Origin of the sequence: Reyranella sp., from assembly GCF_004296935.1 — a bacterium.
Lineage (GTDB): Bacteria > Pseudomonadota > Alphaproteobacteria > Reyranellales > Reyranellaceae > Reyranella.
On the sequence record NZ_SCVH01000151.1, the window covers coordinates 1 to 21,901 of the forward strand.

General features: G+C 66.9%; 22 protein-coding genes and 2 pseudogenes. 14 read left to right on the forward strand and 10 right to left on the reverse strand.

Annotated features, from left to right (window positions below):
• From EPO55_RS21720 to EPO55_RS21740, 5 genes and pseudogenes are all read left to right on the forward strand, one after another.
• Positions 1-213 (forward strand): annotated as a pseudogene (locus tag EPO55_RS21720) (glycerol-3-phosphate transporter); the annotation flags it as partial.
• 19 nt (positions 214-232) lie between these two features.
• Positions 233-1,324, forward strand: coding sequence for a sn-glycerol-3-phosphate import ATP-binding protein UgpC (locus tag EPO55_RS21725; RefSeq protein WP_296339386.1), 1,092 nt, complete (start codon positions 233-235; stop codon positions 1,322-1,324).
• Positions 1,321-2,088, forward strand: coding sequence for a fumarylacetoacetate hydrolase family protein (locus EPO55_RS21730; protein WP_296339387.1), 768 nt, complete (start codon positions 1,321-1,323; stop codon positions 2,086-2,088). Before EPO55_RS21725 ends, EPO55_RS21730 begins: the two co-directional genes overlap by 4 nt.
• Before the next feature lie 66 nt (positions 2,089-2,154).
• Positions 2,155-2,829 (forward strand): carbonate dehydratase, encoded by a 675-nt coding sequence (gene can / locus EPO55_RS21735; RefSeq protein WP_296339388.1) that lies wholly within the window; start codon positions 2,155-2,157, stop codon positions 2,827-2,829.
• 24 nt (positions 2,830-2,853) lie between these two features.
• Positions 2,854-3,621: a hypothetical protein gene (locus EPO55_RS21740; RefSeq protein WP_296339389.1), complete on the forward strand. Its 768-nt coding sequence runs from the start codon at positions 2,854-2,856 to the stop codon at positions 3,619-3,621.
• Positions 3,622-3,643: 22 nt separating this feature from the next.
• Here the strand turns inward: EPO55_RS21740 and EPO55_RS21745 are convergent, their stop codons facing one another.
• Positions 3,644-4,774 (reverse strand): hypothetical protein, encoded by a 1,131-nt coding sequence (locus EPO55_RS21745; RefSeq protein ID WP_296339390.1) that lies wholly within the window; start codon positions 4,772-4,774, stop codon positions 3,644-3,646.
• A gap of 99 nt (positions 4,775-4,873) precedes the next feature.
• Here EPO55_RS21745 and EPO55_RS21750 point away from each other — a divergent pair, with 99 nt between their 5' ends.
• The 4 genes from EPO55_RS21750 to EPO55_RS21765 are packed head-to-tail and all read left to right on the forward strand — an operon-like array spanning position 4,874 to position 8,252.
• Positions 4,874-5,704: a sterol desaturase family protein gene (locus tag EPO55_RS21750; protein WP_296339391.1), complete on the forward strand. Its 831-nt coding sequence runs from the start codon at positions 4,874-4,876 to the stop codon at positions 5,702-5,704.
• A 19-nt stretch (positions 5,705-5,723) separates the two neighbouring features.
• On the forward strand, positions 5,724-6,485 hold the full coding sequence (locus EPO55_RS21755; protein WP_296339392.1) for a methyltransferase, TIGR04325 family: 762 nt from the start codon (positions 5,724-5,726) through the stop codon (positions 6,483-6,485).
• A gap of 35 nt (positions 6,486-6,520) precedes the next feature.
• On the forward strand, positions 6,521-7,372 hold the full coding sequence (locus tag EPO55_RS21760) for an endonuclease/exonuclease/phosphatase family protein (protein ID WP_296339393.1): 852 nt from the start codon (positions 6,521-6,523) through the stop codon (positions 7,370-7,372).
• Positions 7,373-7,406: 34 nt separating this feature from the next.
• Positions 7,407-8,252: a hypothetical protein gene (locus tag EPO55_RS21765; protein ID WP_296339394.1), complete on the forward strand. Its 846-nt coding sequence runs from the start codon at positions 7,407-7,409 to the stop codon at positions 8,250-8,252.
• Here the strand turns inward: EPO55_RS21765 and EPO55_RS21770 are convergent.
• The 5 genes from EPO55_RS21770 to EPO55_RS21790 form a co-directional block, all read right to left on the reverse strand.
• A complete protein-coding gene (locus tag EPO55_RS21770; RefSeq protein WP_296339396.1) occupies positions 8,249-9,388 on the reverse strand; it encodes a patatin-like phospholipase family protein in 1,140 nt (379 codons plus the stop codon). The two genes, EPO55_RS21765 and EPO55_RS21770, sit on opposite strands and share 4 nt — an antisense overlap.
• 10 nt (positions 9,389-9,398) lie before the next feature.
• Positions 9,399-10,151: a hypothetical protein gene (locus EPO55_RS21775; RefSeq protein ID WP_296339397.1), complete on the reverse strand. Its 753-nt coding sequence runs from the start codon at positions 10,149-10,151 to the stop codon at positions 9,399-9,401.
• 388 nt (positions 10,152-10,539) lie between these two features.
• Entirely contained in the window at positions 10,540-11,631 is a 1,092-nt protein-coding gene (locus EPO55_RS21780) for a DUF3500 domain-containing protein (protein ID WP_296339399.1), read from the reverse strand.
• 9 nt (positions 11,632-11,640) lie between these two features.
• Positions 11,641-12,282 (reverse strand): thioredoxin family protein, encoded by a 642-nt coding sequence (locus EPO55_RS21785; RefSeq protein WP_296339400.1) that lies wholly within the window; start codon positions 12,280-12,282, stop codon positions 11,641-11,643.
• Positions 12,283-12,291: 9 nt separating this feature from the next.
• Positions 12,292-14,424 (reverse strand): protein-disulfide reductase DsbD domain-containing protein, encoded by a 2,133-nt coding sequence (locus tag EPO55_RS21790; RefSeq protein ID WP_296339401.1) that lies wholly within the window; start codon positions 14,422-14,424, stop codon positions 12,292-12,294.
• A 105-nt stretch (positions 14,425-14,529) separates the two neighbouring features.
• Here EPO55_RS21790 and EPO55_RS21795 point away from each other — a divergent pair, with 105 nt between their 5' ends.
• The 5 genes from EPO55_RS21795 to EPO55_RS21815 all read left to right on the forward strand — a co-directional run bounded on the left by EPO55_RS21795 (position 14,530) and on the right by EPO55_RS21815 (position 19,301).
• Positions 14,530-15,753 carry a Zn-dependent hydrolase gene (locus EPO55_RS21795; protein WP_296339402.1) on the forward strand — a complete coding sequence of 408 codons (1,224 nt, stop codon included), beginning with the start codon at positions 14,530-14,532 and terminating at the stop codon, positions 15,751-15,753.
• Between the two features lie 73 nt (positions 15,754-15,826).
• Positions 15,827-16,552: a FadR/GntR family transcriptional regulator gene (locus EPO55_RS21800; RefSeq protein ID WP_296339403.1), complete on the forward strand. Its 726-nt coding sequence runs from the start codon at positions 15,827-15,829 to the stop codon at positions 16,550-16,552.
• Positions 16,539-17,360, forward strand: coding sequence for an NAD(P)-dependent oxidoreductase (locus tag EPO55_RS21805; RefSeq protein WP_296339404.1), 822 nt, complete (start codon positions 16,539-16,541; stop codon positions 17,358-17,360). Before EPO55_RS21800 ends, EPO55_RS21805 begins: the two co-directional genes overlap by 14 nt.
• A gap of 28 nt (positions 17,361-17,388) precedes the next feature.
• On the forward strand, positions 17,389-18,324 hold the full coding sequence (locus EPO55_RS21810) for an N-carbamoyl-D-amino-acid hydrolase (protein WP_296339405.1): 936 nt from the start codon (positions 17,389-17,391) through the stop codon (positions 18,322-18,324).
• Positions 18,321-19,301, forward strand: coding sequence for a hypothetical protein (locus EPO55_RS21815; protein WP_296339406.1), 981 nt, complete (start codon positions 18,321-18,323; stop codon positions 19,299-19,301). Before EPO55_RS21810 ends, EPO55_RS21815 begins: the two co-directional genes overlap by 4 nt.
• Here EPO55_RS21815 and EPO55_RS21820 read toward each other — a convergent pair.
• From EPO55_RS21820 to EPO55_RS21835, 4 genes and pseudogenes are all read right to left on the reverse strand, one after another.
• On the reverse strand, positions 19,298-19,750 hold the full coding sequence (locus tag EPO55_RS21820) for a ketosteroid isomerase (protein ID WP_296339407.1): 453 nt from the start codon (positions 19,748-19,750) through the stop codon (positions 19,298-19,300). The genes EPO55_RS21815 and EPO55_RS21820 overlap by 4 nt on opposite strands.
• A gap of 51 nt (positions 19,751-19,801) precedes the next feature.
• Positions 19,802-20,164 (reverse strand): annotated as a pseudogene (locus EPO55_RS21825) (GNAT family N-acetyltransferase); the annotation flags it as partial.
• Positions 20,165-20,306: 142 nt separating this feature from the next.
• Positions 20,307-21,137, reverse strand: a complete 831-nt coding sequence (locus EPO55_RS21830; protein ID WP_296339408.1) for a S49 family peptidase — start codon at positions 21,135-21,137, stop codon at positions 20,307-20,309.
• Positions 21,138-21,162: 25 nt separating this feature from the next.
• Positions 21,163-21,901 (reverse strand): methyltransferase (locus EPO55_RS21835; RefSeq protein ID WP_296339410.1); only part of this gene is annotated, 739 nt, incomplete at its 5' end.

Here is a 21,901-nt window from a genome sequence, read left to right on the forward strand (position 1 = left end):
TGGAACCAGTATCTGTGGCCGCTGCTGATCACCACCAAGGAAAGCTATTACACCGTGGTCATGACGGTCTCGCGCCAGGCCAACGTCGTCGACTCGGTGCCGAGCTGGAACCTGCTGATGGCCATGGCGATGCTCGCCATGCTGCCGCCGGTCCTGGTCGTCGTCTTCATGCAGCGCCAGTTCGTGCGCGGCCTCGTCGAAGTCGAGAAGTAGGAAGATGGGGAAATAGGCCATGGCGCAAGTCCACCTGCGCGGCGTCAAGAAGAGCTACGACAAGCTCGAGGTCATCCACGGCATCGACATGGAGATCGCCGACGGCGAGTTCGTCGTCATCGTCGGCCCTTCGGGCTGCGGCAAGTCCACCCTGCTGCGCATGGTGGCGGGGCTGGAGCGGATCACCGGCGGCGAGGTGGCGATCGGCGATCGCGTGGTCAACGAGCTCGAGCCCAAGGACCGCGACATCGCCATGGTGTTCCAGAACTACGCGCTCTATCCGCACATGAGCGTGTACGAGAACATGGCCTATGGCCTCAAGATCCGCGGCGTGTCGAAGGCCGAGATCGATCAGCGCGTGCAGAAGGCGGCCAAGATCCTCGAGCTCGGCACCTTCCTCCAGCGCCGGCCGCGCCAGCTCTCGGGTGGCCAGCGCCAGAGGGTCGCCATGGGCCGCGCCATCGTGCGCGAACCCGCCGTTTTCCTGTTCGACGAGCCGCTCTCCAACCTCGACGCCAAGCTCAGGGTGCAGATGCGGCTCGAGATCAAGCGCCTGCAGCGGGAGCTGGCCGTCACCTCGATCTACGTCACCCACGACCAGGTCGAAGCCATGACGCTCGCCGACCGGCTGATCGTCATGAACGCCGGCATCGCCGATCAGATCGGCACGCCGATGGACGTCTACGACCGGCCGGCCTCGGTGTTCGTTGCGGGCTTCATCGGCTCGCCGTCGATGAATTTCCTCGCCGCCAAGGTGTCGACCGGGGGCAAGGCCGTCGAAATCGCGGGCCTCGGCATCGCCGGCGTGGCGCTGCCGCTGGCGCGTCCCAGTTCGGCGCCCGAGGGCACGTCGATCGCCCTTGGCATCCGGCCCGAGCACCTGTTGCCGGCGCCTGAAGGGCCGCTGGAATTCACCATCGAGCTCGCCGAGCCGCTGGGCGCTGACACCCTGCTGCACGGACATTTCGGCGATGCGCGTGAACTGGTGACGGTGCGCCAGGGCGGCCATGTGCTGGCCAAGCCGGGCGACAGGCGGCGCTTCGCCGCCGACCCCGGCAACCTCCATCTGTTCGACTCGCAAAGCGGCAAGCGCATCCCCGACGCGCGATGACTCTGTGGGCCCGTATTGAACACGCAGGCCGGGCCCGCATCGGCGTGGTCGAAGGCGAGACCATCCATCTTCATGAGGGCGATCTGTTTGCCCCGGGCGCCGCAGCCGGCGAGACCGTGTCTGTTGCCGCGGCGCGCTGGCTCGTGCCGGCCGAGCCCACCAAGATGGTGGCGCTATGGAACAATTTCCGCGCCGCCGCCGAGAAGAACGGCTGGGCGATTCCGGCCGAGCCGCTCACCTTCATCAAGACGCCCAACTCCTTCAACGCCCATGGCCAGCCGATCCCGGTGCCGAAATCCTACGACGGCCGTGTCGCCTACGAGGGCGAGCTGGGGATTGTCATCGGCAAGGCGTGCACCGCCGTCCCGGTCGAGGAGGCCGCGGCCCATATCCTCGGCTACACCTGTGTGAACGACGTCACGGCGCTGGAGCTGCTGCAGCGCGACCCGTCGTTCCCGCAATGGACCCGGGCCAAGAACTTCGACGGCTTCGGCTGCGTCGGCCCCGTCGTCGCGACCGGCCTCGATCCGCTCGACCTCGCGGTGCGCACCCTGGTCAACGGGCGCGAGCGTCAGAGCTACCGGGTCGATGACATGATCTTCCCGCCGGCCGAGCTGGTCAGCCGGATCTCCCGCGACATGACCCTGATGCCCGGCGATGTGATCGCCTGCGGCACCTCGCTCGGCGTCCTGCCCATGAAGCCCGGCACCGTGATCGAGGTCGTGATCGACGGCATCGGCACCCTGTGCAACCAGTACGGCTGAGCGCCGGCGGCCCGGCCGCCGCGGGATCGGCTTGCAAGAAGGCCGGGTTTTGGCGATATCTCGGGCATGGCTGATTCGGACGAAGACCACTTCCTCAAGGGACTGTTCGCCAACAATCGCGTCTGGGCGAAGCAGATCGAGGCCGACAATCCCGGCTTCTTCGACAGGCTCGCCAAGCAGCAGGCGCCGCGCGTGCTGTGGATCGGCTGCTCCGACAGCCGCGTCCCGGCCAACGAGATCATCGGCATGTTGCCGGGTGAGGTGTTTGTCCACCGCAACGTCGCCAACCAGGTCATGCTGGTCGACTTCAATTGCCTGGCCGTCCTGCAATACGCGGTCGAGGCGTTGCGTGTGCGCCATGTCGTCGTGTGCGGCCACTACGGCTGCGGCGGCGTGAAGGCCTCGCTGAAGAACCACGAGCTCGGATTGCTCGACAACTGGCTGCACGGCATCAACGCACTCGGTCGCCGTTACGAGGAGGCTATCACGGCGCTCCCGAACAAGGCGGGCCAGGTCGACGCGCTTTGCGAGATCAACGTCATCGAGCAGGTGCGCAACGTGTGCAAGACATCGATCGTCCAGCAGGCCTGGCGGCGCGGCCAGGAGTTTACGATCCACGGCTGGATCTACGGCATCCACGACGGCCTGCTCCACGATCTCGGCGTGAGCGTGAGCGAAGCTGGCGACGTCGAAGCGACCCTGGCCACCGCGCTCGCGGCACCTCGGCTGGCGCACCGGTAGAACTCGATACGAAGCGGAGGGACCGTGCGCACGGCAGAAGAATGGGCGGACTATGTGTTCGGCCTCCCCGATTTCACCCAGTTCGTGATCTTCACCGTGCACGGGCTTTTCGTGTTTGGCGTGAGCCTGGGCCTGCTCAAGCTGTTCAACACCCGCTCGAAGCAGGTTGCCCAATGGCTGCCGGTCGGCCCGTTTTTCGCGTCGATTTCGATGGTGTTCGCCCTGTTTCTCGCCTTCCACGCCGCCGACATCTGGTCGCACAAGCGCTCGGCCGAGCGGGCCTTCATCCAGGCCGGGTCGGCGATCAAGCGTTTCAGCGAGCTCACCAGCCCGGCGCAGCTGAACGCGCCCGAGGCGGCCGCTGCCGTGCGGGCCTACGTCGTGGCGGTCAAGGAAGAGGAGTGGACCAAGCACCGCAACCAGAAGGCCAGCGACAAGGCGGCGGCCGCGTTGCGCGACCTGCAGGCCATCATCGTGCGGTTGGCCCGGGACATGCCCGGCCCGGCTGCGGTGCAGGCCTTTGCGCTGGTCGATGACATCGCCACGACGCGGTCCGAGCGGCTATGGATCGGGCGCAACCACACCGAATTCCACTCCTGGCTGGCCGTGCTGCTGATCGGGTTCATGACCCATCTGGCCGTGGCCTCGGTGCATCTCGACCGGCCGCGCGCCGGCGCGCTGGCGCTCGGCCTGCTGACGGTGACGACGACGATCGCCTACTGGTCGCTCGGCGTCGTCGACGACCCCTACCGCCACCTCGACAAGCTGGATCCGATGAGCTGGCTCGGCTGAGCAGGGGCGCCGGAGGAGCGGGTCAGCGCGTCTGTTGCGCCAGTGCCCGGTCGACGTAGGGCAGCAGGATTTCCGCCGCCGCGGCATGTCCCGCCGCCGTCCAGTGTCCGTCCTGCGGGAAATAGAGGGCTGCGCCGGCCCGTTCGCGCATCGCCGCCGCCAGGGGCACGATGGTCGTGCCGTTCTTCGCGAACATGGTGCCGAACCGCGTTGCCGGCAGGTTCACGTCGACCCCGGTGGGCGGCGTCGCCGCGGTCCAGTTCAGGTTGGCCCAGTTGCCGCTTGTCACCTCGACGCTGGTCGGGACCAGGAAAGGGACGTAGGCGATGCCGGCGGAGCGCAAGGTGCGGATCGTTTCCGCCACGATCTCGTCGGTGAGCTTCCACAGAGCCTCGCCCTCGGTGTTTCCCGGCCGCATATAGTCGACCGTGAGGGCGGCCCTTTCGTTCAGGTCGCGGTTGAGGATGGCCCGGGCGACGAACGCCACGAGCTGCGAGCCGAGCGGCGGGCGTTCGAGCCAGTCGGAGCGGAATTTCAGGACGCCGCGCTCGTTCACCATGATCTTGGGATCCTCGACCGCCTGCAGCGACCCGTCGGCCGCGCGGACCAGCCGGTGATTGAACAGGGTGCGGACGTGCATCCAGTAGAAGCCCTGCACGACGACGGCGGGCCTATAGCGCTCGATCATCTCCTTCATGAGCACGAGCTGCTGGTCGAACGTGTACATCCAGTGGCCGGCATTCACGATCCTGAGCCGTGTGCCCGGCCGCTTTTCCACCGCCAGGCGGGCCAGCACCTCGGAGTAGCGCTCGGCCTCGGCGACCCCCCAGCCGAAGGTGAAGGAATCGCCGATGAAAAGGATTGTGGTGACGCCGTCGGTCGCAGGGGCGATCGGCCCCTCGCGCAGGCCGATGTCGTTGGTCCGGATCTCGATCTCGAACTCGGGGGTGCGGTAGGCCAGGCGAAGGTCGGGCCGGTAGCGCCAGATGGTGAGCGCGTCGGACCGGCACATCGGCAGTTGTTCATCCTGGTAGGTGGCGGCCGGCCCGGCGATCCAGCGGACCCCGAGTTCGGCCACGCCCAGGATCGCCGCTATGGCCGCGATATTGAAGGCCACGACGAACGCCCAGCCGGATGTCTTCCGTTTCTTCATTGGCCCCTCACATACACTGCGATGGCCAATCTTGCGAGAAGGGGGGCTTGCGAGATGGGGGTTCTTGCGAGATGGGGGTCATGGTCGATATGACAGGCCATGCTGGCGTTTCTCGCTGAGGCCTACTCGGTCGCCTATGGCCTCGTGAACTCGATGCTCATCCGGCTCGCCTATCCGGTGGGCGCCTGCCTGCTCTACCTGCTGCCCGAACTGCTGCTGCCCCGGACGCGCAATTCGCTGCAGTCCTATCTCCGTGCCGCCACCTTCCTGGTGGTCACCATCGCCATCAACACGGTGGTGTTGAAGGCCATGGAGGGCAGCGCCGGCTTCCTCGATGTGAAGCCGCTCGCCTTTCTCGACCTGCGGCCGCTCACCGAGTCGGAGTCCTGGCCGCTGAAGATCACCGGCTGGCTGGTGGCGGCGCTGGGCATCGCGATGGTCGGCAATTTCTTCTATTACTGGATGCATCGTGCCCAGCACCGCTTCGGATGGATGTGGCGTTTCCACAAGGTGCATCATTCGATCACCGAGATGAGTGCCACCGCGAGCTATCACCACGTCGCCGAGGACCTGTTCCAGTTCGCCGCCGTCACCATGCCCATGGCCATCCTGCTCGGCGTCGCTTCGGGGCCGGTGCCGTGGCTGGTGATCGTGCTGGCCAATACCCATTCCTACTTCATCCATTCCTCGGCCCGGCTGAACATCGGGCCGCTCAGCTACGTGCTCTGCGACAACCGCTTCCACCGCATCCATCATTCGCGCGAGCAGCACCATATCGACCACAATTTCGCGACCTCGACGCCCTTGTGGGACGTCCTGTTCGGCACCGCCTACTTTCCGCGCGCCGACGAATGGCCGGCCGTCGGCCTCAGCGACGTTGCCGAGCCGAAGACGATCGCCGACTATCTTTTGATGCCGTTCCGGCGCTAGCCGCCGTATGTTTCCGGACATGCGCGCCCGCCTGAAATGCGCTGCCATGCTCGTCTACGGCCGCTATCGCGCGCTCAGGCGCGAAAAGGTGCGCTTCCGCGGCGCCTTTGCTTCGTTCGACGAAGCGGTGGCCCATGTCCGTTCCGGCATGCTGGCGGGCTACGATCATGACAGCGTCGGGTCGGTGTCCCGGGAGCTGATGCAGCAGGTGCCGCTGTGGGACTACCCGATCCTCTACTGGCTCCGGCGGCTGGCGCCGGAGATCGCCCGGGTCGTCGACGCGGGTGGCCATATCGGCGTCAAGTACCGCGGCTTCGGACCCTACCTCGAGCTCGATCGCCTCGACTGGATCGTCTACGACCTGCCGGCGCTGGTGAAGGCCGGCCGGGCCCAGGCGCGGCCCCAGGATCGCACCCTGTCCTTCGTCGAGCGGCTCGAGGACGCGCCTGCCGCCGATGTCCTGCTGGCGTCGGGTCTCTTGCCTTACCTGAAAGAGCCGCTGGTCGAGCTGGTGCGCCGCATGCGTGCGCCGCCGCGCCATATCCTGCTCAACAAGGTCGTGACGCGCGACGGGCCGACCGTGGTGACCCTGGAGAATTTCGGCGTGGCCGAGGTGCCCTACCAGATCCGCAACGTCGGCGACGTCCCGGCGGCGCTGGAGACGCTGGGCTACGACATCATCGACAGCTGGACCATCGAGCAGCTCGCCCACCGGATCCAGACCCATCCCGAACTCGGCCGCGCCACCTACCGCGGCTACGTCGCTCGTCTGAGACCGTAGATTCAATCGACCATATCAACCGACCAAGGGCCTTCATGCTGTTCTGCACCTACAACATCCACTATGGCGTCGGCGCCGACGGAAAATACGACGTGGCGCGCGTCGCCGATGCGGTGGCCCAGGCCGACATCGTCTGCCTGCAGGAGGCGGTGAGCGGCTGGACGCAGAATGCGCACGCCGACCAGACGGCGGAGATCGCCGAACGCCTCAACCGCTACGCGGTCTATCACGGCGCGATGGAGAGCGACGCCAGCACGGTCGGTGCCGACGGCCGGATCACCAATCGCCGGCGCAGCTTCGGCAATGCCATCGTCTCGCGCTGGCCGATCCCGTGGTCGCGCGGCGTCATGCTGCCCAAGGTGCGGCTGGCCAACACCTTCGACCTGCAGCGCGGCTACGTCGAGGCGGTGGTGGCGGCGCCCACGGGCCCGCTCCGCGTCTATTCCACCCATCTCAGCCACGTCGGCGCGCAGCAGCGCCGGCCTCAGGTGGCGGCGCTGCTGGATGCGGTCAATCGCGCGCCCGTAACCGGCGGCACATGGGACGCCGCCGCCGGCCAGACCTTCATGTTCCAGGAGCCGGCCCCCGTGGTGCCGGCCTCGGCGATCGTGGCGGGCGATTTCAACTTCACGCCGGCACACCCCGAATATCCCCTGGTCTGCGGCACGCCCAGCAAGTACGGCAGGCTGGCGACGGCCGAGCATCTGTCGGACGCCTGGATCGCCGCCGGCAACAGCGAAGAGGAGGTCGATTCCTTCCCGCGCGAGGGCCGCATCGACCATGTCTTCGTCACGCACGACCTTGCACCCAAGGCGAGGAAGGCATGGATCGGCTACGGTACAACTGCCTCGGATCACTGGCCGGTGTTCGTCGAGTTCGACCTCTGAATCGACCGGTCCTGCGACCAGGAGACATGTGATCGTGACCCTAGCGCTTCTCGTCCTGCTGAAAATAACCGTCACGGTCATCATCTTCGGCATCGGGCTCGATTCGGAGCCACGCGATGCGGTGCGCCTGTTCCGGCACCCCGGCCTGCTCCTGCGTTCCGTCCTGGCGATGTATGTGCTGGTGCCGATGGCGGCCTTCGCGCTGGTCAAGCTGCTGCCGTTGACGCCGGGGGTGGAGGCGGCCCTGCTGGTGCTCGCCGTTTCGGCCGGCGCGCCGTTGCTGCCGCGCAAGCTGCTCGGGATCGGCGACGGCGCCTACATCTTCAGCCTGGTCGTGATCTCCTCGGTGCTGGCGATCGTGCTGGTGCCGGTATGGCTCGCCGTGCTCGGCCCGCTGTTCCCCCGGTTGCCGTCTCTCGCGCCGGAGCGGGCGGCGCTGGTCCTGGCGGAATCCTTTTTCCTGCCGCTGCTCGCGGGCATGGTCGTGCGCCGGCTGTTCCCGAAGGTCGCGGCCTGGACGGCCGGGCGCCTGATCGGGCTGGCCAGCATCGTGCTGGCGTTGAGCGCGGTGGCGCTGCTGGCGGCACATTGGCATGTGGTGCTCGAGGCCCGCTGGACGGGGATCCTGACCCTGGCGGCGCTCATCACCCTGTCGCTCGCCATCGGCCATCTGGTCGGCGGGCCGGACGAGGACGACCGCACGGCGCTCGCCATTGCCTGCGCGATCCGCCACATCGGCATCGCCGTTCTGGTCGCCGCCTCGGTGCCGGGTCCGCGCACCGCCGTCGTCGTTGCCATCTATATCGCCGTGTCGCTGGCGATCTCGGTTCCCTACCTGCGCTGGCGGCGCGCCGCGAGTGCGCGCCGGTGTGCGACCTAGCTCGCGACCTGCCCTGCGGTCGCGTTGATACCGACCGGCGAGGCGGCGACAGCGGCGGCACGGTCGCGCAGGAACTGCGTGGCGGCCTTCTCGCCTTCGGCGGTCAGGCGGGTGATGTTGTCCGAGCCGCGGTCAATCTTGCCCTCGTAGTCGAGCAGGTCCTGCAGTTCGACCGGCATTTCGATGCAGGGGATGTGATACGGCTTGGCCTTGTCGGTGTGGAACGACCTGGGAATGCGCACCGGGGCCTTGATATCGAACTGCGCCAGGAATTCCGGCCGGAACGCGTCCGCCAGGATCATGTCGTTGATCAGTTCGAGGTGACCGAGCTGCTGGAACAGCGAGATGTTGCCCTCGAGCTGGTTGCGCCGGTCGATGATCTCGCCCGGTTTCACCGGGGTCTGCAGGCGCGCCGTCGGGTTGATCTTGATCAGCCAGATCTCGTCCGGAATGTTCTCGGGGCCCATCGACCGTGGCCGGATCAGCTCTTCGACCGGTGGATTGTCGGAGAACAGCCCGTCCCAGTAGGCATCCTTGCCGATCTGCACGGCCGGAAAGATGTTGGGCACGGCGCATGATGCCAGGATGTGTTCGACACGGATCGGCTCGCGGCTGGAGACGAACTTCGCCAGCGCGCCGCTGGTCACGTTGGCGGCACCAAGGATCAGCACCGGGCGTTGCGGGCGTGGCCCCCACGAGGCGATCTCGGCGAAGTCGATGTGGCTCTCGATCAGGCCGCGAAAGTCGGCGAAGCCCTTGCGCTGGCCCGCCGTCATCATCTCCATGGTCGCCTGCATCATCGGCGAGGAGGGGCTCATCTGGAAGGTCGGCAGCACGCCGGCATTTACCAGGCGCATCGACTCGACGATGAACTGGTTGATGGCGTGCTTGATCGGGCCCTGAGCCGTGTTCTCTTTCCAGAACGCCATCATGCGTTCCCACACCGGCCGCTCGCCTTTCATGTAGGAATACCACAGCAGCGTGGCGCACAGTGCCCCGCCCGACGTGCCGCTGATGCCGACGACCTCGAATTCCTGCCCGATCCGTGCCTCGCACAGAGTCTTGAGCGCGCCCGCCGTGAAGGCTGTCTGGCTACCGCCACCCTGGCAGGCGATGGCGATCTTGAGCTTGGGCATCGTCCGTTCCTCAGGGCTTCATGGAGGCGAGCGTCTCGACCAGCGGCTGGATGCTGATCTGGATGGTGCCGCGGCGCGGATGATCGAGATCGAGCGTCATCCAGATGGCGGCGGCCAGGGCGAAGCCGTAGACAAAGTTGAGGATTGGATAGCGGCGGCCGGCCTGTCCGTTGCCGAAGGACGCGATCCCCAGGGCAAGCGCCGTGCTGATCAACAGCGTGACCATGATCGCCGTCGGTATGCGGCGGCGCGCCGCCGACAGGTGCGTGGTGTGGAGATCGATCACCTCGTTGAGCGACGGCAGCACGACGAGCATGAGCGGGGCGTTACTGGCGGTGCCTCTAAGCGCGATGTCCCATAGGCGCTCGTGTTGGCTTCCGACCTTGGCCAGCAGCGCGAGGGCCACGGGGCTTCCCTTGTTGTCGAGTATTTCCAGCCGGTTGGCGGTGTACTGGCGCAACGCCTCCTTGAGTTCGCCGCGCATTGGTTGCGGCAGGGCGTCGGCGCGCAGATAGGCCGTGCCCAGCGCATTGGCTTCCTTGACGACCAGGTCGAGGCGGTCGACGTAGCGGGTGCCGGCGCCGGCGAAGCCGAAGCCGATTAGGAAGGCGACCAGGGCAAAGGTGGCGCTGCTGATCATGCCGAGCTGCTTGTCGAAGGTTTCGTCCCGCGGGCCGCAGTGTTGGCCCAGGCGGTAGCCGATTTCGCTGGCGAGATAAGCGCCGGCAAGCAGCAGGATCGGCTCCAGGAACTCAGGGATCAATCGACGACTCCTCGCGAGGGGATAAGGCCATTTTGCATGCCGTCTTGATAGCCTGCGGAATCAGGCCGGGGAAGGGTTCCAACAAAAGTTGCAAGTTCAGCAGGTTTTAGGCTATATTTCTGCTATCGTTGCCACCATGTGTGCTTTATTCGCACCCGAACTGGACGGGCCGCGCGTTTGCACGTCCGGATGCGTCAATGAGGCGTGGCAACGAGGCGGGCGACTTGCGAACAGGTCCGCGATTCGGACCCGTTCCGGCAGGCAATCGGCGTTGTCCCGGTGGGTCGCCTCAAGCCGTTGAAAGCGCTTGCGGATCGGGGTCCGGCGGCACAGGCAGCGGCACGGCTGGCGGACTTTCGCGGCACACTTCGTGTGCCGCTGCCCCCCTTCAGCGGTGCGGTTGGCGGCGGTAGTGGTCGGCCAGCGCGTCGCGTCCGAAGTCGGCGGCGAGGTCGCGCCACACCGCGTGGATGTGGTTGGCGCCGTTCTGGGTGTTGTCATGCTCGATCACGGTGGCGGGGCCGTGGACGCGGAAGTAATGCGCCTCGCCCGGCGTGAGCGAGCCCGCCCAGGCGAAGCGGAAGGAAGCGAGCCCCTGGTCCATCACGCGCTTCTTTTGCGCCGCCACCAGGTCGGCCGTCAGGGTGCCCAGGAAGCGGTCCATCAGCGCCTCGACGAGGGCGCGCTGGGCGCCGCTCATCTGGCCGAGGTCGAGGCCGCGTGGCTGGCCCAAGTCGCGCTCGCGCTGCGGGCTCGTCACGATCTCGCCGAACGAGCGGTCGGCGATAATCGCCATCTGTCGCTGCTGTGCGGAGAGGCCGGCCATGATCTGGCGGGCGAGATCCTCCGACGTGCCGAGCAGGCGGAAGCCGCGGTTGGGACCGTCGCGCACCGTGGCGGGATGGGCGCCGGCGAAGAACGGCGTCACGGTGACGTGGCCGGCCGCCGGCAAGGTCACGTTCAGCGACAGGTGATGGCCCTCGAAGCGCCAGCCCCACGGGAAGCGGCCGGGCGTGCCGAACACCGAGACGAAGTAGCGGCCGGGATCGCGGAAACTGCCCTGCTGCTCGCGCAGCACGCCTTCGAGCAGGCGCACGCCGTCGAGCAGTTTTAGGCCCTCGTCGTTCAGCACCGTGGCGAAGAGAGCCCGCGCGGCGGCGGCCTGCGGCGGCGCCATCTCGCCCAGGCTGAGGCCGGACCGGTTGCGCGGGATGTAGTGCCAGTCGAGCCGGTTGTCGGCCTCGAAGGCGATCAGCGCCCTGAGTCGCTGGGCCGCGTCGAGAGCGGCGAGGAAACGGTTGGCCGCGTCGGCGATGCGTTGGGCCGCATCGGCGGTCTGGGCGCTGGCGGCGCCGAACGGCAACAAGGTCGCCGCCGCAAGAACGGCCCGCCGTGTGGGCGGGCCGTGATGGTGATGGGGATGAGCGTGCGGCTCATCGTCGTGGGAATGGTCGTGCGGATGCCAGCCGTCGTGCGGCATGGCGCGTGCTTAGGTCGAGGTCCTGGGATACTTCATCGTGCAGCCATAGGCCTGCGTCGACGCGACGGTCACCGGCTTGCCGGCCAGCACCTCGTCGAGGGCAAGGCGGACGTACTGCTTGGCCTTGGGGACGTCGGCCACGCTCGACGAGGGGATCGAGTCGATGCCGCCCTTGTAGACCAGCACGCCCTTGGCATCGATGATGTACATGTGCGGCGTCACCGTGGCGCCATAGGCGCGCGCGATCTTGCTTTGCGGGTCGATCAGCACGGCGGCGGGCGCGGCATCGCGGCTCCTGGTGAGCTCGTTGGCCTGGGCCGGCGTCACGGCACCCTGCTCGCCGGCGGCGTTCGACGCCGTGGTCAGCCAGACCACGCCCTTGGCCGCGGCCTCGCGCTGCTGGTCCTGCATGTTCTTGGAATTGTAGTGCTTGCGCACGTAGGGGCAGTCGTGATTCGTCGTCTCGAGCACCACGACCTTGCCCTTGAGGTCGGCCAGCGACCAGCTCTTGCCGTTGCTGTCGACGGCGGTGAAGAGCGGCGCGGGCTTGCCGACATCGGGACTGGTGGTCGCGAAAGCGGCGGCGGGAGCCAGGGCAAGAGCCGCGCCACCCAGCATCAGGGACCGACGGGGAACGCTGAAATTCGACATGTTCGCCTCCTAGCGCTTGGCTTGCTGAATGGAAGACAGTTCCGACAGTATCATGGCCTCGGTGAGGACTTGCGGCAGAATCTTGGGGGCGGCGGCACCCGGTGCCCAGAACAGATAGAGCGGTACGCCGGCCCGGCCGACTTCCTTGAGGACCCCTGTGATCTCGTCGTCGCGGTTGGTCCAGTCGCCCTTGAGTTTTACGACTCCCGCCTGTTCGAATGCCTTCTTCGTGGCCGGCGTCTCGAGCGCGACGCGCTCATTCACCAAGCAAGTAATGCACCAGGCGGCGGTGAAATCGACGAACACCGGCTTGCCGGCGGCAACCGCCTCGGCCATGCGGGCGCGCGAAAAACGTTCCCAGCCCTCGAAATTGACGCCCGAGGTCCGCTCGCCCGACGCCGAGGCGGCGGTGGCCGGGCCATCCTCGAGTTTCAGCGTGGCGGCGAAGGCCAGCAGGACGGCGGCCGCCGCGACGCCGCGGCGTGTCCAATTGCCTGAAGACGTGCCGCCGCCGAGGCGGAGCAGCCAGATGGCGAAGGCGATCAGGATCATGCCGCCCAGCGCATAGAGCACGCCGTTCGACCCGGTCTGCTGGGTCAGCACCCAGATCATCCAGACGGCCGAGGCGTACATCGGGAAGGCGAGGAACTGGCGCAGCCGGTCCATCCACGGGCCGGGCCGCGGCAACATCCGCTGCAGCGCCGGGATCATGGTGAGCGCCAGGTAGGGCAGCGCGAGGCCAAGGCCCATCGCCAGAAGCACGGCCACGGTCGCGGGCGCCGGCTGGCTGAGGGCAAAACCGAGTGCCGCGGCCATGAACGGCGCGGTACAGGGCGTCGCCACGATCACGGCCAGCACGCCGGTGAAGAAGGCGCCCGTCGTGCCGCCGCGCGCGACAAGTCCCTGGCCGACGCCGGCCAGGCGGCCGCCGAACTCGAACACGCCCGAGAGGTTGAGGCCGACGGTGAAGAACAGATAGGCGATCAGCAGCGAGAAAACCGGCGACTGGAACTGGAAGCCCCAGGCGACGTCGCCAACACTGGCGCGGATCGCCACCACGATTGCGGCCATGGCAGCGAACGAGACCAGGACGCCGGCCGTATAGGTGAGTCCGTCGCGCCGCATCTCGGCCTGAGCATGGCCGGCCAGCCGTGCAAAAGCCGCTGCCTTCATCGCGAGTACCGGAAAGACGCAGGGCATCAGGTTCAGGATCAATCCGCCCAGCAGCGCGAACAACAGGGCCTGCACCAGCGAGAGTTGCTCGGCGCCGGCGGCGCCCGCGAGCGACGCCGGCGCGGGCACGAACGCCGGATCGAGCTTGGCCGAGACGTCGAAGGCCTGCTTCACCGTGCCATCAGCTGTCTTCTCGGTCAGCACCAAGGTGCCTGCGAGAACGGCAGGCATCGCCGCCTTGGCGTCGCCCTTGCGGAGCGGGATGCGGATGCCCTCGGCCGTCACGCTGGCCGTCTGCTTGGCCATGGTGGCAACCGGTCCCCACTCGGCGGGGAAGAAATAGACGTCGCGGATCGTGTCGGGCTTCAGGCCTCTTGCCTCGACGATCAGGGTGGGATCGCCCGACTTCGAAACGCCGTAGCGCGCCGGCCAGGGGCTTTCGGTCGGCACGCTGCGCCGCGCTGTCTCGAACAGTGCGCGCAAGGCGGGCGGTGCCGGCGTGGCGGCTGCACCCGAGGGCAGCGTCAGTTCGAACTTGCCCTCTTCGGGGATGCAGACGTCCTCGCACACCAGCCAATTGGCCTCGGCCGCGAGCTTCAGGGGGCCGGCGAGATCGGCCGGCGGGGTGATGCGCACCAGCAGCATCGCCTCGTCCTTGAAGCCGTAGTTGGTGACGCCGCCGATATCGAACAGGCTGGGCGCGGGCCAGACGATCGGGCCGGCCGTGGCGCCGGCCGGCAGGGTCCAGGCGATCTCGGTCGGCAGGCCGGATTCACCCGGATTCTTCCAGTAGGTGTGCCACTTGGGCCGGATGGTCTGGCGCAGCCCGACCCAGAAGGGCTCGCCAGGCTTCACCGTGGCGACGTCGGACAGCAGCTCGGCCCGCACATTGTCGGTCTGGACGACAGATTGTGCGAACGCCGGGCCTGCGACGAGCAGAGCCAGCAGAAGGGCAAGGAAACGCAGCATCGTCTTCTTAAGTGACCTTGAGGCGTGGCGCTTGCAAGGCAATCTGGATCAAGGCGGCGTGATATTTCGCCCTTATGGTAAGGTCTTGGAGTTGTTGGGGAAATCATGTTGCGTTTGGATGACCGGCGCCTGCTCGGCGCCCTCGACGAACTGGCCGAAATAGGCGCCATCGAGGGCGGCGGCTGCGCCCGCCTGGCTCTCACTGACGAGGACAGGCTCGGCCGCGATCTGGTCGTGGGCTGGATGAAGGCGCTGGGCCTCGATGTTCGGGTCGATGCCATCGGCAACGTGATCGGGCTCCGTGCCGGCCGCGAAAACCTGGCGCCCATCATGACCGGCAGCCATATCGACACCGTGCGCACCGGTGGCCGTTACGACGGCAATTACGGGGTGCTGGCGGGACTCGAGGTCGTGCGGGCGCTGAACGAGGCGAAAATCGTCACGCGCCGGCCGATCGCCGTCGCCTTCTTCACCAACGAGGAGGGCGCGCGCTTCCAGCCCGACATGATGGGGAGCCTCGTCTATGCCGGCGGTGTCGGCCTCAACGAAGCCTACGCCGCCACCGACAAGGACGGCGTCTCGGTCGGTGATGACCTGCGCCGCATCGGCTACCTCGGCGCAACGAAGCCCGGCGCGCTCAAGCCGCATGCCTTCGTCGAGCTGCACATCGAGCAGGGTCCGATCCTCGACGAGGAGAAGGTGCAGATCGGCGTCGTCGAGAGCGTGCAGGGCATCTCGTGGATCGAATACACGGTGACGGGCGTTTCCAACCACGCCGGCACGACACCGATGCGGCTGCGTCGCGACGCGGGCTACCTTGCCGCCTCGGTCAATCTTTTTGCCCGCAAGCTCGCCTGGGAGATGGGCGGCAATCAGGTGGCGACGGTGGGGGCGCTGACGCTTCGGCCCAACCTGATCAACGTCGTGCCCAATCGCGCAGTGTTCTCTGTCGACTTGCGCAATACCGACGAGGCGAAGCTCAAGGAGGCCGAGGCCCGCGTGGCGGCGCACATCGCCGAGATTGCGGCGGCTGAGAGGGTCGAGGTCGAGGCCAGAGTGCTTGCCCGCTTCGAGCCGGTGATCTTCGATTCCGGTCTCGTCGACCGGGTCGAGCGTCACGCCGAGGCGCTGGCGCTCAGCACGCGCCGCATGCCCTCGGGCGCCGGCCACGATGCCCAGATGATGCAGCGGATTTGCCCGACGGCCATGATCTTCGTGCCGTCGGTGGCGGGCCTCAGCCACAACGTCAAGGAACATACCGAGGCGGCCGACCTCGCGGCCGGCGCCCAGGTACTCGCGAACCTGATGCTGGAACTTGCCGAGGAATAGCGTCGGCAGGAAGCTGCAGCCGCCCGATCAATAAAATTGTCTGACAACTTGTCGGGCGCTACCATCGAAGCTCATGACCGACAAGCAGCCCGCGAACAATCTCACCGAACAGGTGATGGCGCGCCTCAGCGCCGATATCCGCGGCGGCCGGCTGGCACCGGGCGCACGCCTGCCGACCGAGCAGGCGCTCACGACTGAGCTGGGCGTCAGCCGCACCGTGGTGCGCGAGGCGGTGGCCGCGCTTCGCGCCGACGGCCTGATCGTGACGCGCCGCGGCTCGGGCGCCTATGTCGCGGATCCTGCGGCGGGACCGTTTCGCATCGCCGCCCCGCGTACAACGTCCCTCGACGACATTCTCGATGTCATGGAGCTGCGGCTTTCCGTCGAGGTCGAGGCGGCAGCCTTTGCCGCCGAGCGGGCCTCGCGCCGCCACGTCGCCGCCATCCGTGCGGCATGGCAGTCGATCGAGACGGCATTAAAGCGCGGCGAGGGTGCCGTCGCGGAGGATTTCGCGTTCCATCGTGCCATTGCCGAGGCCACCGGCAACAGCCAGTTTCCGCGCTTTCTCGCTTACCTCGGCAGCCATGTGATCCCGCGCCAGAGCGTGCGCCTCAGCGTCGACACGCCAGCCGAACGGCGGACCTATCTGGCACGCATCCAGCACGAACATTCACGCATCGTCGCTGCGATCTCCGACGGCGATGTCACCGAGGCGCGACGCGCCATGCGCGAGCATCTCACACGCTCGCTGGATCGCTACCGTGCCCTTGCAAGAGGAAAGAAGAATGGCCGACGCTAGGAAGATCGTATTCACCGGCGCGGCTGGCGGTGTCGGCACCATGACCCGGCCGCTGTTGGCCAAGCTTTATCCCGGCCTGGTGCTGAGCGATCGGGTGAAGCCCAAGGACCTGCTGGCCAGCGAGTCCTTCGTGGCTGCCGACCTGACCAAGCCGGACGAGATTGCCGCGCTGGTGAAGGGCGCCGACAGCGTCATCCATCTCGGCGGCCACTCGGTCGAAGGGTCGTGGGACCAGATCCTGCAGGCCAACATCATCGGCTGCTACAACCTGTTCGAGGCGGCACGACAAGCCGGCGTCAAGCGTGTGATCTTCGCCTCGTCGAACCACGCCGTCGGCTTCTATCCGCGCAAACGCAAGATCCGCACCGACGTCACGGTACGGCCCGACAGCCGCTACGGCGTCAGCAAGGCTTTCGGCGAGGCGCTGGGGGCGCTCTATGCCGACAAGCACGGCATGGCCGTGACCTGCCTTCGGATCGGCAATGTCGGCCCGCGTCCGCTCGATGTGCGGCGGCTCTCGATCTGGATTTCGCCGGAAGACATCGTTCAGCTCTTCCGCATCGGCCTCGAACATCCCAACATCCGTTTCGACATTCTCTATGGTGCGTCGGACAACGAGGCGAGCTGGTGGGACAATTCGCGCGCACGCCAGCTCGGCTACCGCCCGACCGGCAAGGCTGAGGACCACCGCGCGCACGCCGAGGCGGAGCAGGCAAAGATCAGGCCTGATCCCGTGGGCGATCTCTTCCAGGGCGGTACTTTTTGCTCGGCTGAGTTCACCAACGATGTGAAGCGCGCCGGGCCCTAGAGGCTATAATCGTTCCCGAGAGGTGACGATGACGCGTTTTCTTACAGTCGGTGCCGCCCAGATGGGCCCCATCCAGCGCAGCCACACGCGCCGCGACGTGGTCGAGCGGCTGGTCGCCCATCTGCGCGAGGCCAAGCGCATGGGCTGCGACCTGGTGGTGTTTCCCGAACTCACACTCACCACGTTCTTTCCGCGCTGGTGGATGGCCGATCAGGCTGAAGTCGATTCGTTCTTCGAGCGCGAGATGCCGGGCAACGAGACGGCGCCTCTCTTCAACGAGGCCAGGCAACTCGGCCTGGGCTTCTGCCTGGGCTATGCCGAACTCGCCAACGAGAACGGCAAGGTCAGGCGTTTCAACACTTCGATCCTGGTCGAGCGCGACGGCAGCATCGTTTCCAAGTACCGCAAGATCCACCTGCCGGGCCATGCCGAGCACGAGCCGGAACGTCCGTTCCAGCATCTTGAGAAGCGCTATTTCGAAGTCGGCAATCTCGGCTTCCCCGTAGTGAAGGCGTTCGGCGGCAACATGGGCATGTGCATCTGCAACGATCGCCGCTGGCCCGAGACCTACCGCGTCATGGGCCTGCAGAACGTCGAGATGGTGCTGCTGGGCTACAACACGCCGCTGCACAACGCGCCGTCGCCCGACCACGACGAGCACAGCTGGTTCCACAATCAGCTCTCCATGCAGGCCGGCGCTTATCAGAACGGCAGCTGGGTGGTCGGTGTCGCCAAAGGCGGCGCCGAGGAAGGCGTGCCCTCTCTCGCCGACAGCATGATCGTGGCGCCGTCCGGCAAGGTGGTGGCACGCGCGGGCGGAGACGGCGACGAACTGATCGTGCACCGCTGCGATCTCGACGCCGGCCAGAGCTATAAGCGCACGACTTTCAATTTCGCTGTCCATCGCCAGCCCGATCAGTACCGCATGATCGTCGACCGCAAGGGCGCGGTGGACCCCTCATGAAGGGTGCGCTCCGCACCCTGCATATCCGCTGTGGTGACGATATCCGCGACAAACTCGCCGAGGCCGGCATCGAGGGCGATTTTCTCTCCTTCGCCGATCCCGCCTGGCTCGGTCCGCCACCGGCGTCGAACGCCTGGATCGCCGGCCGCGCCGCGCTGATCGCCGAACGCACCGGCCTGCCACGGCAGAGGATCCGTGCCGATCTCGGCGATGCTTATTGGCGGCTGGCTCGAGCGCCCGCCGACTACGGGCGGATCGTCCTGTGGTGCGAACACGATCTCTATGACCAAGCTGCGCTCGCGCGCGTGCTGGCGAGCTTCGCGCCACGCAAGAAGTTGCCTCGGATCGAACTGATCGCGATCGACCGGTTTCGCGGCATAAAGCGGTTCATCGGTCTCGGCCAGCTTTCCGTGGCCCAGCTCGCCTCTCTCTGGCCACGGCGCAAGCGCATCAGCCGCCGCCAGCTCGTGCTCGGTGCCAGGACATGGGCGGCCCTGCGCGCGCCGACGCCCGAGCTGCTCGAGGCGTTGTGCAAGAGCGATCTCCGGGTGCTGCCGTTCCTGAAGGCTGCCCTGCAACGACAGTTGCAGGAGCTGCCCTGGACGAAAGACGGCCTGTCACTGACCGAGCGCAATGCGCTCGCAGCCCTTGCCAAGGGGCCGCGGTCCGCGGCGGAAGTCTATGCCGAGGCACAGGCCAAGCGTGATCCACAGCCCTTCATGGGCGATCTCTTCTTCTGGTCGGTCCTGCGTGACCTGCTCGAGGCGCCGCGGCCGCCGATCGCGGTCAGTGCTGCCACGCGCCGCACGGCCTGGCACAAGCGGGTGCTGCGTCTCACACCGGAGGGCAGGGCCCTGCTCGCCGGCAAGCTCGATTGGCAAACGACAGGACCGCTCGAACGCTGGGTTGGAGGCGTCGCGGTTGTCCGCGGCGCGCCGACATGGCGATGGAATCCGCGCGCCGGCCGGGTTGCCTAACCGAATTTTCCGAAGCTGCGTTCCGGCGTGCCGCGGAACAGAGACATGTGCGTGTGGGTGGCCACGAACGGATCGCCCACCGCCTTGCGGCCAAGGACGACAGTGGTCCGCCCAGGGCGGTCGAAGGGATCGCCGTTGGGATGGAAGCCGTCCGACTGCCACACGCCCATGCCGATCGCCGTCAGCCGGTCGGCCGAGACGATGGCCTCGATCTTGTCGAGATCGTAGCGGAAATTGCGGATCGTACCCCACACATTGCGCCACTGCTTCTGCTCGGCAAGATCACGGCCATGCATGAAGTCGGTGAAGGTGCCGAAGGCGATCATGTCGTCGGCAAAGATCGGCCGTGCGCCCTCGTAGTCGACGGCGCGGCAGTGCTTCGACAGCGTGTCGAACCAGGCGCGCACGGCGGCGAGGTCGTCGGGATTGACAGGCGAGCGAAGCTTCATTGCGGATCTCCTGGACGTTGTTGCGATATCTGAGTTCGACCCGAAACCCACTTAAGGTGGTGCCAGGGAGCGCTCCATGATGATGGTACGCTCGTCGCCGTGGTAACTGTCGCGCACGGCCTTGAAACCCAGCCTGGAATAGAAGTGCTCTGCGGTAACCGACGATGGGACTGTAAGCGCTTCCACGCCCACCTCGCGCGCGGCGCGCTCGACCTCGGCCATGAGACGCCTGCCGACGCCTTGCCCCTGGAGATCGGGTGCCACGAACACCGTTCGAACGACCTTTCCGTCCAGGCTGGCGGTCCCGACAAGTCGGCCACCTGTCACGGCAATGAAGACCTCTCGTCTGCCCATCAACTTCAGCACTTCGGCAGGGCTGAAGCTCTTTGCTAGCCGCTCGATGATCTCCTGTGAATAGTCCTTGGTGTTGGTTTCTCAGAGTGCCCGCAGGATCACCGAGCTCACGTCTGCCGCATCGCCCTCATGGGCAGCCCGGATCACGCACTCCATCGCAGCACCTTCCGCCATTCTGCGGTTTTCGGCGTGTCGCGCAAATCTAAAGTCCGAAGCGCTGCCAGTGCAGGCGCTCCTCGATCGCGGCAAGAGTCTTAGGTCCGATCTCGTCCAGTCCGGTGGCAAGGCCGAAGCGGGACAGCAGTCGGCGCCGCGGGCCGATCACCGGCAGGCGCACCTTGGCGCCGTAGCGCGCCTGCAAGGTGGCGCGCAGCTCACCCAAACCGTCGGCCAGCCCGAGTTCGAGGCCGCGCCTGCCGGTCCAGAATTCGCCGCTGAACAGCGCCGTCTCGTCGCCCTTGAGGCGCGCGGCGCGGCGCTGGCGAACCCAATCCTTGAATCCATCGTGGATTTCCGCCTGCAGGCGCTTCAGCCGCTCGACGTCCTCGGGATTCTCGGGGCGAAACGGATCGAGCATCGCCTTGCGCTCTCCCGATGTGTGCACGCGGCGTTCGACGCCGAAGCGCGCGATCAGGTCCTGGAAGCCGAAGCTGGCGCTGATGACGCCGATCGAGCCCACGATCGAGCTGGGATCGACGATGATCTCGTCGGCGGCGCAGGCAAGCCAGTAGCCGCCCGAGGCCGCCACGTCCTCGACGAAGGCGATCACCGGCAGGCCTTTCTCCGCGGCATGCAGGCGGATGCGCTGGGCGATCAATGCCGACTGCACCGGCGAGCCGCCGGGCGAGTTGATCGCGAGTGCCACGGCCTTGGCGCCGCGCATGTCGAAGGCCCGCTTGAGCAGGGGCGCCACCGAGTCGATGGACAGGCTGCGACCCGCCAGCAGGCTGCCCGAGGAGGCGATGACGCCCGCAAGCCGGACCACCGGCACGGTGGGGGTACGGCGAAAGCGGTCTCTGATCCAGTTCAACATGGCCGGCACTGTCGCGGCGCGCGCGCTAGAAGGCAAGCGGAGCGGCGTGACGCAGAATCGCCTCGGCTTCGTCCGTGTAGCCACCCGCCGGACCATGCAGGACGAGTGGTGGCGATGAGCGGCGCCCCGGGATCTCGGCGCGTCGGGCACGAATCAGAACACGTGCAGCGGGTGGGAGGAGTTTTGTGGTCACGTCGCCCCAGCCCAGCCGCACGAGATGGACCACGATCTCCTCCAGCCGGTCGCTGCGATGGATCACGGTCAACGTGCCCGTCGATTTCAGGGCACCTGCCGCCACGACGAGCCAGCGGGCGAGGTCGGCACTCGATTCGACAGTGGCCAATGCCTTGCTTGGGTCCGGCGATGGATCGGCGACCGCGGCCGCCAGATAGGGCGGGTTGGTGGCGACATGGTCGAAATTCGCAAACTCCGCCGGCAGGGGCCGGGCGAGGTCGTGAACAATCGTTCGCATCCGGTTCTCGGCGCCGTTCAGGGCGGCGTTGCGGAGGGCGAGCGCCGCCAGCCCGGATTGCAGTTCGACGCCCACGATGGTGCAGCTTGGCACGCGCGCAGCGAGGCAAAGGCCCACCGCGCCGACACCGGCACCGAGGTCGAGGACGCGATCGCCCGGCGCCGCCTCGATGGCGGCGGCCAGCAACACCGCATCTACGGCAACACGATAACCTCGTGACGGCTGCAACAACCGGACGCGGCCGCCCAGCAAGGCATTTTCGGTCGGAGCGGTTTCCATGGTAGGGATCATC

Bases quoted from the DNA above. Each gene is read 5' to 3' on its own strand.
- EPO55_RS21725 (WP_296339386.1), top strand. From the start codon at position 233: ATGGCGCAAGTCCACCTGCGCGGCGTCAAGAAGAGCTACGACAAGCTC.
- EPO55_RS21730 (WP_296339387.1), top strand. From the start codon at position 1,321: ATGACTCTGTGGGCCCGTATTGAACACGCAGGCCGGGCCCGCATCGGC.
- can (WP_296339388.1), top strand. From the start codon at position 2,155: ATGGCTGATTCGGACGAAGACCACTTCCTCAAGGGACTGTTCGCCAAC.
- EPO55_RS21745 (WP_296339390.1), bottom strand. From the start codon at position 4,774: ATGAAGAAACGGAAGACATCCGGCTGGGCGTTCGTCGTGGCCTTCAAT.
- EPO55_RS21750 (WP_296339391.1), top strand. From the start codon at position 4,874: ATGCTGGCGTTTCTCGCTGAGGCCTACTCGGTCGCCTATGGCCTCGTG.
- EPO55_RS21755 (WP_296339392.1), top strand. From the start codon at position 5,724: ATGCGCGCCCGCCTGAAATGCGCTGCCATGCTCGTCTACGGCCGCTAT.
- EPO55_RS21760 (WP_296339393.1), top strand. From the start codon at position 6,521: ATGCTGTTCTGCACCTACAACATCCACTATGGCGTCGGCGCCGACGGA.
- EPO55_RS21770 (WP_296339396.1), bottom strand. From the start codon at position 9,388: ATGCCCAAGCTCAAGATCGCCATCGCCTGCCAGGGTGGCGGTAGCCAG.
- EPO55_RS21780 (WP_296339399.1), bottom strand. From the start codon at position 11,631: ATGCCGCACGACGGCTGGCATCCGCACGACCATTCCCACGACGATGAG.
- EPO55_RS21785 (WP_296339400.1), bottom strand. From the start codon at position 12,282: ATGTCGAATTTCAGCGTTCCCCGTCGGTCCCTGATGCTGGGTGGCGCG.
- EPO55_RS21790 (WP_296339401.1), bottom strand. From the start codon at position 14,424: ATGCTGCGTTTCCTTGCCCTTCTGCTGGCTCTGCTCGTCGCAGGCCCG.
- EPO55_RS21795 (WP_296339402.1), top strand. From the start codon at position 14,530: ATGTTGCGTTTGGATGACCGGCGCCTGCTCGGCGCCCTCGACGAACTG.
- EPO55_RS21800 (WP_296339403.1), top strand. From the start codon at position 15,827: ATGACCGACAAGCAGCCCGCGAACAATCTCACCGAACAGGTGATGGCG.
- EPO55_RS21805 (WP_296339404.1), top strand. From the start codon at position 16,539: ATGGCCGACGCTAGGAAGATCGTATTCACCGGCGCGGCTGGCGGTGTC.
- EPO55_RS21810 (WP_296339405.1), top strand. From the start codon at position 17,389: ATGACGCGTTTTCTTACAGTCGGTGCCGCCCAGATGGGCCCCATCCAG.
- EPO55_RS21815 (WP_296339406.1), top strand. From the start codon at position 18,321: ATGAAGGGTGCGCTCCGCACCCTGCATATCCGCTGTGGTGACGATATC.
- EPO55_RS21820 (WP_296339407.1), bottom strand. From the start codon at position 19,750: ATGAAGCTTCGCTCGCCTGTCAATCCCGACGACCTCGCCGCCGTGCGC.
- EPO55_RS21830 (WP_296339408.1), bottom strand. From the start codon at position 21,137: ATGTTGAACTGGATCAGAGACCGCTTTCGCCGTACCCCCACCGTGCCG.